This is a genomic window from Deltaproteobacteria bacterium (assembly GCA_016183175.1).
Lineage (GTDB): Bacteria > UBA10199 > UBA10199 > UBA10199 > SBBF01 > JACPFC01.
The window spans coordinates 1-4545 of the sequence record JACPFC010000100.1; the positions used below are offsets into that span (position 1 = coordinate 1).

Annotated in this window: 4 protein-coding genes; 1 reads left to right on the top strand and 3 read right to left on the bottom strand. The window is 56.5% G+C overall.

Annotated features, from left to right (window positions below):
• From HYU99_09700 to HYU99_09710, 3 genes are all read right to left on the bottom strand, one after another.
• Window positions 1-175: 3-keto-5-aminohexanoate cleavage protein (locus tag HYU99_09700; GenBank protein MBI2340619.1), on the bottom strand; the 175-nt coding region annotated here is incomplete at its 3' end.
• Between the two features lie 115 nt (window positions 176-290).
• Complete coding sequence (locus HYU99_09705; GenBank protein MBI2340620.1) at window positions 291-1895, bottom strand: acyl-CoA carboxylase subunit beta; 1605 nt, start codon at window positions 1893-1895, stop codon at window positions 291-293.
• A 36-nt stretch (window positions 1896-1931) separates the two neighbouring features.
• The gene (locus tag HYU99_09710; GenBank protein ID MBI2340621.1) at window positions 1932-4061 is read right to left on the bottom strand and encodes a sensor histidine kinase; all 2130 of its coding nucleotides are present in this window, start codon (window positions 4059-4061) and stop codon (window positions 1932-1934) included.
• A 102-nt stretch (window positions 4062-4163) separates the two neighbouring features.
• Between HYU99_09710 and HYU99_09715 the strand changes: the two genes are divergently transcribed.
• Window positions 4164-4520 (top strand): CbiX/SirB N-terminal domain-containing protein, encoded by a 357-nt coding sequence (locus HYU99_09715; GenBank protein MBI2340622.1) that lies wholly within the window; start codon window positions 4164-4166, stop codon window positions 4518-4520.
• Window positions 4521-4545: the final 25 nt, after the last annotated feature.

Here is a 4545-nt window from a genome sequence, read left to right on the forward strand (position 1 = left end):
GCTGTGTGGGGGTTCCGTCGTCCTCGCGGGCATGGATGTGCACCACCGACGCCCCTGCCTGCCACGAGCGATAAGCCTCGTTTGCAATCTCGTCCGCTGTGTACGGGATGGCGGGGCACTGGGCGCGGTTGGCCGCCAGCCCTGTCGGCGCAACGGTGATGATCGTTTTGGACATAAATTCGCAACGGCGAGAGATCAGAGATCAGAAAGCCGAAATCCGAAAGCAGATTTTCTTCATCCGCTTTCCGCTCTCCGCTTTCTGCTTTCTGATTTCTCGCATTTGCAAACTCCTACACGGGCATGACCCCGTGTTTCTTTTCCGGATTTTCCAATTTCTTGTCCGCCGTCATTTTGAGCGCCTCCACAATCGCCTTTTTGGTGTCGCGCGGGTCGATCACGTCGTCGATATAGGCGCCCCCCGCCGCCATATCGAGGGCGATTTTCTGGCGGTATTCCGCAATCAACTCCTTCCGGCGTTTTTCGGGATCGGCCGATTTTTGAATCTCTTTCCGGAAAATAATATTCACCGCCCCTTCGGCCCCCATCAGGCTGATTTCTGCGGTCGGCCAGGCGACAACCAGATCGGCCCCGAAGGCCTTCCCACACATCACATAATATCCCGCCCCGTAGGCCTTGCGGATGATCACGGTAATTTTTGGAACGGTCGCGCGGGAGGTGGCAAAAAGCATTTTGGCGCCATGGCGGATGATCCCCTTCTTTTCCACCTCCGAGCCGACCATGAAGCCGGGGACATCCTGAAGATAGACAAGAGGAATGTTAAATGCATCACAAAGATTAATAAACCGCGCCGCCTTGTCCGATTCGTCGATATTGATGACCCCCCCCATATAGGCCGGCTGGCTCGCCACAATGCCGACCGGATTTCCCCCGATGCGCGCAAGCAGAGTGATCAATCCGCGTCCGAAGGCCGGTTTGATTTCCAGACAGTCGCTGTCGTCGGTGATTTTTTCGATCACCTTTTTCATGTCGTAAATTTTCAGCGAACTTTCGGGGAGAATGTCGAGGATGGAATCGTCCAAGCGATGGATGTCCGGTTTTTCGCCGGAGAGGGCCCGCGCCAGACGATCGGATGCTGAAAGGGAATGTTGCGCAGTGGAAACCGGCGCCGACTCTCCGTTGTGAGAGGGAAAATAGCTCAAATATTTTTTGACGACCCGAATACACTCTGCATCGTCGGCCACCTCCAGATCCCCCACGCCGCTCAAGTTGCAGTGAACCTTCGAACCTCCCAGATTCTCCGCCGTTATTTCCTCGCCGATCGCCGCCTTGACCAGCGGTGGTCCGGCCAGCGCCATGGAGGAGGTCCCTTTCACCATCGGCACAAAGTCGGCCAGCCCGGCGATGTAGGCGGTGCCGGCGGCGCAGGGGCCCATCATGGCCGCCACCTGCGGCACCACCCCGGAGAGCCTCACCTGGTCGTAAAAAAGTTTTCCGGTAGAGGCAAACTTGGAGCTGGCGATCTCCTGAATCCGCGCCCCCGCCGAATCCAACAGCCAGACCAGCGGAAAGCGCTGGGCCAGCGCCATCTCCCTCATCCGGTCGGCCTTCCGTTCGTTGACCTCTCCGATCGTTCCGGCGATGACGGTAAAGTCGTAGGCGATCACGCCGGCCCTCCGGCCGTTGATGTTTCCGAATCCGCAGACAACACCGTCGGCCGGCGTCAATTTTTCCGAAAGCGTGGGATCATCCGACTGATGTTCCGCCAGAATGCCGATTTCGGTGAAGGTCTCCTCGTCGAAGAGAAGGTTGATCCGCTCGCGGACGGTCAGCTTGCCCTGCGCCCGTTGTTTGGCGATCTCCTCGTCCCCTCCCATTTGGAGGGCTGTCTGTTTTTTTTGAAGAAGGGCCTCGGTAAGCTGTTTAAGTGAAGGCATTGAGATCGGGAGATTATACAGCCCTTCATGAATCCGTCAAATCGGAATTGGGGGTAAGGCCGGCGCCGGCATTGTCCATGGCGCGAATGAAGCTGATGCCGGGAGCGCGCAAGAAACGGCCATCGCCCCTGCCAGAAAGGCCACGCTTGCCGTCAAAGGAGTTTGCGTCAAAAAAGGCGTAGGAGAGAAAGCGGCACCGGCCCTGCCGGCGGCACCGGCCGGGCCTGTTGTGTCAGGCGGACTTGCGGCGACCGGCGGCACCGGTAGCACCGGTGGCGCCGGTTGAACCGGCTCAGCCGGCCCTCCCGGCGGGAGACCCGGCAAGTCGGTTGGGAGGCTTCCTCCCGGGACCCCATTCCCCCCCGGCACATGGCCCCTTCCGGGAGAGAGAGTTTCTTTCTTTTCAAAAAGGGCCAAGGGAAACAAGATCCGAACAGTCGTCCCCTTCCCCAATTCCGATTCCACCTTCACCGTTCCGCCAAGCGATTTGGTGATTTTCATGACGCTGGCGGCCCCGTAACCGTTGCCCGGAATTGACCGATCAATCATTTCCCGCGCCCGCCAGCCCATTCGGCCATAATTTTTCACATCTTCCGGCGACATCCCCATGCCATTGTCCTGGACAGTAACAACAACCAGACGATCCCCCAAAATTTCCTCCACCGCAATCCTCACCGCCGGTAGCACCGGTGGCGCCGGTAGCACCGGTGGCGCCGGTAACATCGGTGGCAATTGATCTTCCGCGGGGGTATCGGCCTTGACGCATTTTGCGGCATTGGTGATCAGATTGATGACAATGTGCGACAGGTCTTCAAGATGCAACTCGTTTTTAAACCCCCAACTTCTCAATTCCTCATCCATCTCGACATCAAGGCGCACCCATTTTCCTTCCCTGGGATTGATGGAAAACTTCCGGGCAACCCCGATAACAGAGCCCAGATCACGCGGAGGGGGGAGCCAGTCAAAATTTGCCTCCGTCCCTTTGACAAGATGGTCTCTTGTCTCTTCGTCATGCCCCAAAAGGGCGCAGAGGATATTGTTAAAATTATGCCCCAACTCCCCCACCTCTTCCCAACCGGGGGCCCTGGCCTCGCTCACCCGGATGATCCGTTCTCTCACCTGCTCCGCAATCTGCTCCACCAGACCCACAAGGGGGGCAACCATTTCGTTGTAAGCTTCAAGCGTGGGAGTCTCGTCGCTCCCCTGAATTGCCGCCAAACGGCGATGGGCCTCGATTCGGGCAGAATCAATGGCCTTTTTGTATCTCCAGATTTCTTCCTCGGTCTCCCGGACAAAACGGGCCTCGGCTTCCCGTTCTTCATAGAGCCGGGCCAGTTCCGCCGAAACCCGCTTCCAGACCCCCACGAGATCGGAAGGCTCCGCCACATAAACCGGCTGGATCCCTCCACGAAGGTCTTCCGGATAGTTCGCGGCCGAAAATCGGCCCCTCCAAAACGCCGCGTGGTCATCCAGATGAAGAATGTTGACGCGGTCCGGGGTCACCCCGTTTTGCCTGAAACCTTCCGCCTGAATCTCCGGATCGGCCGGATGTTCGGGGGGACGTTCCCGATACTTGAACATTGAGAGATCGCCGCCGAATTTTAAAAATCGGGCCTTCAATTCACGAAAACGGTTGGGCCTTTCGTTAATCCGGACAGAATAGTCGGGATCGATTTCCGCCCACGTCTCGGCATCCAAAAATTCCCGGGGAAAGCTCCCGAAAAGATAAAAGGCATGAACATTCGGATCGTTCTGAAGAACCGCGAAAAACTCAAGCGCCCTTTCGGGGGTGTCGAACACCCCGTTGTAATCAAGAAGAAGCACCGTCGGGTTGGCGGGGTCGATTTGAAGGAATCGGGAGAGATATGAAGGAGGCGGTTTTTTTTCCGCGGGCCATCGGCTTTGAACGCCGGGTAAAGGATGGCTACCGATCGGCCCGGCAATTCGCGTCAGTTTATCATGGCTTCGCCACAATTCCCTCCGGATGAAGGGAAGATCGAGGGTGACCGCGACTGCCTGCCGGACTTTATCGTCCCGGCCAAGGAGACCTTCCACGGCATTGGCCCGTCGCGCAACGGCGAGTTCTCTTCTTTGCCTTTCGTCAAAGTAGTCTTCATACCAGCCGCGTCTTTCGAGCGCGTCGAACAGTGGTTCAAAATCAAGCATAGAGATTATGGGATTGGCGAGCTGTCGGATGTTGCAACTTAATGCCGGAACTTGGCAAGAAAAAGTTGCCTAAAAAATTCCATCAATGTAGGTTACTAAACGATGCAGTGCGTCGTAACTTTTATCGCCCACGGCTCGCCAAAACAGGAGGCAAACGATTTTCTTCGCCGTCTGATCGCGGAGATTTCGGACGGATCAACCGCGGTAAACCTCGGTTTTCTGGGGCCCGGCTCTCCTTCCATTCCGGAAGCCCTGGAGCTCCAGATTAAAAAAGGGGCAAAATCAATCCGCGTCATCCCCCTTTTTCTCATTCCGGGCAAACATCTGGTTCACGATATTTCAGCAATCATCGAGGGGATAAAAACCCGATATCCGTCGGTTGAAATCAAGCGGGAGGAATTTGTCGGCAACCTGCCCGAATTTAAACACCTGCTGAAATCACTGATTGAAGGGGCTTGATGCGCGTATTGACATATGTAATTAA